The organism is Guyparkeria sp. SB14A (assembly GCF_005096345.1).
Classification (GTDB): domain Bacteria; phylum Pseudomonadota; class Gammaproteobacteria; order Halothiobacillales; family Halothiobacillaceae; genus Guyparkeria; species Guyparkeria hydrothermalis.
In genome coordinates this window covers 1-5,314 of the sequence record NZ_SWAW01000054.1, presented here as the reverse complement: position 1 = coordinate 5,314, position 5,314 = coordinate 1, and the positions used below count along the sequence as shown (strand labels likewise).

Here is a 5,314-nt window from a genome sequence, read left to right as displayed (position 1 = left end):
GGCACCGCGCCCAAGCGCGTCCGCGCCCGGGCCGTGGCGGCGCGGGCGGCGCTGGATGCGTTCAAGATTGCTTAATCTCTGCGGTCAGTCCGCGATATCAATGCCTTTCGGCGTCGAGTTGTTGCGTTTAATCCGGGGGTGGCTGGTGTGACTCCCCAAGGCCGAGGTTTCTTAGTATTTCCCAGACGGGCAAGAAAGCCCTGAAGGATTTGTAGGAGTATTTTGGCAAGTCATCACTATAATAAATCTCGTCCTCTTTCTGGTCGAATATGTACTTGATGTATTCTTGATATATCTCCCTTATGATTCCGGTTTGATAAACATCTAGGTTGTGGTTGAATACGGAATCAAGCATACTTGTTTTTATGCATTCCCAGTTAGGCAAGGAGATTTCTCTGCTTAAGCGAGAGTTATCAGTGCTTTTAAAGCAGGCTTCGAACTCCTCTATAATTATTTTCGTGGCGAGCCCTTGGAAGTTTTGTTCCATTTGGGCTAGCCACATTTCTTTTTCTTCTTCGCGGAGCTGGTCTTGTATTTGCTGAATTTCTCTGATTCTTTTTGAGCTTGAGTTGCCAAAAACTATCCCTTGCTCGTTTGCGCTCCTGAATGATGAGAATGGGTTTAGGAAGACCGCATATATTACATTTGGATAGGGTATTTCTTGGGCTATGTTCCCCCATTTTTGGGAGGCGTATACAATTGCATGAAACCCCTCTGATTCAAGTCTGTGTGACGCAGAGTTGGCGATGGTGTTGAGAGCTGCTTTAGAGTATTCGGGTATTTCACCATGTTTACTCTTGAGATCTGAATCGATCCATCCGTCAATGATTGGAAACGCCACCGCAACAGTGCACATGGACCGATCATCCAGCAAGCTGTTCTCAAACCACCGATAGTAATGTTCCTCAGGGTAGTACGCTTGTAGTTGGATCGATCCATCCTTCTCCTTGGGAATTAGGGCGGCCGATCTTTTGTTGTTTCCTATAATTTCTTGAGCGTAGGCATCCCTGACAGTCCGTGATCTCATTGGAGCCACAAGTATGGTGTTGATGGCCTCTTCATTTAGCCCGGGGAATATGGAGCAGAAGTGATTGGCATAAGCGAGGAGTTCGGTATAGGACTGCCTTTCGGTTTGTTTAGACTTTTTTAGCTCTATTATGGTTAGGCTGCTGGACTCCGAGAGTCCGAATAAGTCAATTCGTGTGGTGGTGTCTTCTGATTTTTCTAGGCGCAGCTCGCGGGCCGAGAGGGATAAGCTGTAGATCCCGTCTAAAGTTTCGTTTATTTTGACCTCTGTGGCTCTTTGAATGAGGAGTTTTATTGGCGGGAATCCATTTCCGTTCCATTTGGCTGGCGCCCGTCGTCCTGTGATTAGGTCAGATATTGAGTGTTTGTGGTTCTCATAGAGGAAGTCTCTGAGCTCATTCTCGCTGAAATTAATTGCTTCTTCTTCCATAGTGTCTTTCCTTTAAAGCCCGCTTCTTCCTCTTTTTTGAGTTCATTGAGCTTTATTTTTCAGGCCCTCGCAGATTTTCTGCCAGCCATGCGACGATATCTTCAAGTTCCTCCGGCAGGATGCCGTGCTCGACCGGATAGTGCCGCTCGGTGACATTCGTCAGACCGCAATCCTGCAGGAACGCATTCACCATGCCGGCGGCACGTACCGGGATCAGGGTGTCGTGCTCGCCGTGGCCGATGAATACCACCGGGTCGCGGCCGTCGCTGGGCCGGTCGATCTGCTCGGGGGCGGGCAGCCAGGTCGAGAGCAGCAGCGCGGCCAGCGGCGGGCGCGGCAGGCTCAGCATCAGGCGGTTGGCGAGCACGCCGCCCTGCGAGAAACCGCCGAGGATAAAGGGGTCGTCGCCGACCGTGTCCTGCACCTGCTGCTGCAGGTCGAAGGTGATGCCGGCGAGGCTGTCGCGGTCGGCCTCGATATTGCCGTCGTCGGCGATCAGGTCGAACCAGCTGGGCATGGGCATGCCGCCGTTGAGCGACACTGGCGAGACCGGCGCGTCCGGGCGATGCACGGCCCAGTGGTGGTCGGTCAGCGGCACGCGCTCGGTGATCAGGTCGCTGATCGGGGCGAGGTCGTCGCCGTCGGCGCCGAGGCCGTGAAACAGGAACAGGTGCAGCGGTCGGGTCATCGTCCGTGGTCCTTTCTGGAAACGTCGCGTTCGTGTGCCCTATAGTCTCGCACGGCAAACACGTTGCAACAGGAGCTCCCATGGCGGGCGAATTTGATCACCGTGCCGACCGGCGCGACTACCTCCACGGCGTACTGCATCGCCGCGACCTGGCCACCGATCCGGTCGACCAGCTGGCCCAGTGGCTGATCGCCGCACGCGAGGCGGGCAACTTCGACCCCACCGCGATGTGCGTCTCCACCGTGGACGCCGACGGCTGGCCGTCGGCGCGCTACGTGCTGTTGAAGCATTTCGATGCCCGCGGCCTGTGCTTCTACACCGATACCCGCAGCCGCAAGGGCCGGGAACTCGACGCCAACCCGCGTGCCGCGCTTACCTTCTTCTGGCCGGAGGTCGATCGGCAGGTACGCGTGGCAGGCTTGGTCGAGCGTTTGTCCGACGAGGACAACGAGGCCTACTTCCGCCAGCGCCCGCGCGGATCGCGGCTGGCGGCGATCACCTCCATCCAGAGCGCGGCGATCGAATCCCGCGAGGCCCTGGAGGCGCGCTTCGAGGACATGGCCGAGCGCTACCCGGAAGGCGAGGTGCCGCGCAACCCCGCCTGGGGCGGCTACCGCGTGGTGCCGCGCGAGTGGGAATTCTGGCAGGGCCGGCCGTCGCGCCTGCACGATCGTTTCGCCTACGTGCGCGACGGTGACGGCTGGACGATCGAACGCCTGATGCCATGACGGATTCCGCACTTCAACGTGTCCAGATGGAGCCGGCGTGGCGCGAGGCGCTCGCCCCGGTGCTGCTCGATACGCCCATGCAGCAGCTGCGTCAGCGGCTGCTCGAACAGGGCAAGCGCGGCACGGTGATCCACCCGAAGCCCGACGAGTGGTTCCGTGCCTTCAACCACACCCCGCTCGATCAGGTGCGGGTGGTGATCCTCGGCCAGGACCCGTACCCCACGCCGGGTCACGCCAACGGGCTGTGCTTTTCCGTGCGCCCGGACGTCCGGCCGTTGCCGAAATCCTTGCTGAATATCTTCAAGGAGCTGGCCGACGATCTGGGCATCCAGAACCGCAACGGCGATCTCACCCACTGGGCCGACCAGGGCGTGCTGTTGCTCAACGCCGTGCTGACCGTCGCCTCGGGTCAGCCGGCCTCGCACCAGGGCATGGGCTGGGAGGCGCTGACCGATCACGCCATCCGCGTACTCGCCGAGCAGCCGCGCCCGATCGTGTTCGTCTTCTGGGGCGCGCAGGCGCAGAAGAAGGCCGCGCACGTCCACCGCCCCGAGCATCTCGTCATCAAGAGTCCCCACCCCTCGCCGCTGTCCGCCTACCGCGGCTTCTTCGGCTCCAAGCCCTTCTCGCGCATCAACGCCTTCCTCGAATCCCACGGGCTCGACCCGATCGACTGGCGGACCGGGGTCGAGTCCGGCCCCGAGTCGAGCGGCATCTGATCGCACGCCCAAGAGGCCCCACTGTGGGAGCGGGCCCCGCCCGCGAAGGCCGCTCCAGCGGCCGCCCCGGTCGAGTTCAGGCACGAAACCGAGCCCGGAACTCGCGCGTTCCGCGCGATTCGCGACCGAGGGTCGCTCCCACAGTGGGGCTCTGTTTCGAAAGGGCCTCGCCCGCCATCGCGCCGGTGGAATCGATAACGGTCTGGGATGGGCGCTAACGCGCCGAGGCGTTGTTGTTCGTTCAGACGGCCGGCTGTGGCAGTTGTCCATTGACGCGGAAGGTGTCGGCGGGGAAGCGTTCGATGCGTCCGCCGGTGAGCTGGAGGAAGGTGACACGCTCGCCGGTCACCTCGCACAGCCAGCCCTCCCATTCGGTCGGCGATCTTGAGGTCAGGGCCGATGGTTCGAACAGGCCGACATTGATGCCGCCGTTCGGATCGCGGGCGGAGGGGGATTCGAAACCCCGTATCCCGGCCTCGCGCATGGTTCGGCCGAGCTGCTGGGTGGCGGCGTAGTCGGCCGGATCGGTCAGGACGGGCCGTTTGCGGTCGCACGGTGGGCGATGCAGACGCAGGCCGCCATCCGTGCCGTATCTCGCCCGAAACAAGGTGTGGCGGCTGCGAAGCGGGGATGAGGGCGGCGTCTGCATGCCGGACCAGAACACCAGGCGATAGTAGGCGGCTTCCGCCAGCGCGGTGTGGGTGGCCAGCGATCCGTAGAGCAGGGACGGCTCGAATCGGCCGCCGAAGCGCGAGCCGTGCCTCAGCGGTGGATAGCGAAAGGGCGTGAGCAGCAGGTAGTGCAGATCCTCGCTGCCGGGTCGCGGCGGGGGCTTGGTCGCCTCGAGCATCTCCTCGAGCACGCTCTGCTCCTCGAGGGTGTCGACCAGCCCGGTCGTCGCGACCTGCTCCTGGCTCTCGACGATGCGAGTCAGCACGCCGCCGATCGGCTCGATGCGTTCGGCGAGTTCGCACTCCTGCCACAGGTCCGGCACGCCTCAGACCTTGCCGCGAATCGCGTCCAGGTAGTCGCAGACATGCACCAGCCCGACCACGGAGAGCATCTGCTCCGCCGGGATGCCGCCGGTGTGCCGGTTGGGCGTGTGCATCCAATGCTTCATCTGCGCCTCGTCGCCGTCCATCAGCGCATACAGGCTTCGGTAGCAGCGCACGAGCAGCAGGGCCAATTGGCCGTTCTGGCTTTCCGGGTCCACGCCCGAGCGGGTGATGGTCGAGCGGTTCTTGCCGACGATCCGACCGATCCGGGTCTGGCTCAGGCCGAGCCCGCGTCCGGCGTTGAACAGGGCCTTGGCCAGCACCATGGCCTTGTCTTTCGAGGCGTTGTTGGGGGCGACGGCGAGGGTCATGTCACGACTCCGGTGTTGCGTATTCCAACGATAGGATCAAAAGTGTGCGTATGCAACAACAAGGCATGGCGTGTTGCAGGCGCTGGTGTTCAAGCGAAACCCTTTGTGGGAGCGACCCTGGGTCGCGAATCGCGCGGGACGCGCGAGTTCCGGGTTCGGCGGTGTGCAACGTCCAGATCGGGACGGCCGCTGGGGCGGCCTTCGCGAGCGGGGCTCGCTCCCACAGGGTGCGTAGGAGATTCTATGTCTCCCCACAAGGGATTCTCGGCACGTAGTCAGTCTGTTTCTGCATCAAACTGAAAGCGACCCGAGCCAGTTTTCTCGCAAGGGCGACCAACGCTTGGGTGGGTGCTAATC

General features: G+C 61.4%; 6 protein-coding genes. 2 read left to right on the top strand and 4 right to left on the bottom strand.

All coding sequences use genetic code 11. From position 1 onward, the window contains the following. Positions 1-127: 127 nt before the first annotated feature. Together FAZ79_RS11090 and FAZ79_RS11085 are read right to left on the bottom strand one after the other, a co-directional pair. The gene (locus tag FAZ79_RS11090) at positions 128-1,456 is read right to left on the bottom strand and encodes a hypothetical protein (protein ID WP_136868022.1); all 1,329 of its coding nucleotides are present in this window, start codon (positions 1,454-1,456) and stop codon (positions 128-130) included. A 52-nt stretch (positions 1,457-1,508) separates the two neighbouring features. Next, positions 1,509-2,144, bottom strand: coding sequence for a hypothetical protein (locus FAZ79_RS11085; RefSeq protein ID WP_136868021.1), 636 nt, complete (start codon positions 2,142-2,144; stop codon positions 1,509-1,511). A gap of 80 nt (positions 2,145-2,224) precedes the next feature. On the opposite strand from FAZ79_RS11085, the gene pdxH reads away from it, so the two are divergent. Both pdxH and FAZ79_RS11075 read left to right on the top strand, forming a co-directional pair. Then, entirely contained in the window at positions 2,225-2,872 is a 648-nt protein-coding gene (pdxH, locus tag FAZ79_RS11080; protein ID WP_136868020.1) for a pyridoxamine 5'-phosphate oxidase, read from the top strand. After that, on the top strand, positions 2,869-3,591 hold the full coding sequence (locus FAZ79_RS11075; protein WP_136868019.1) for a uracil-DNA glycosylase: 723 nt from the start codon (positions 2,869-2,871) through the stop codon (positions 3,589-3,591). Before pdxH ends, FAZ79_RS11075 begins: the two co-directional genes overlap by 4 nt. Before the next feature lie 241 nt (positions 3,592-3,832). Here FAZ79_RS11075 and FAZ79_RS11070 read toward each other — a convergent pair whose 3' ends face one another. Continuing rightward, on the bottom strand, positions 3,833-4,585 hold the full coding sequence (locus FAZ79_RS11070) for an RES family NAD+ phosphorylase (RefSeq protein WP_136868018.1): 753 nt from the start codon (positions 4,583-4,585) through the stop codon (positions 3,833-3,835). A gap of 3 nt (positions 4,586-4,588) precedes the next feature. Further along, positions 4,589-4,957: an MbcA/ParS/Xre antitoxin family protein gene (locus FAZ79_RS11065; RefSeq protein WP_136868017.1), complete on the bottom strand. Its 369-nt coding sequence runs from the start codon at positions 4,955-4,957 to the stop codon at positions 4,589-4,591. Between the last annotated feature and the right edge of the window lie 357 nt (positions 4,958-5,314).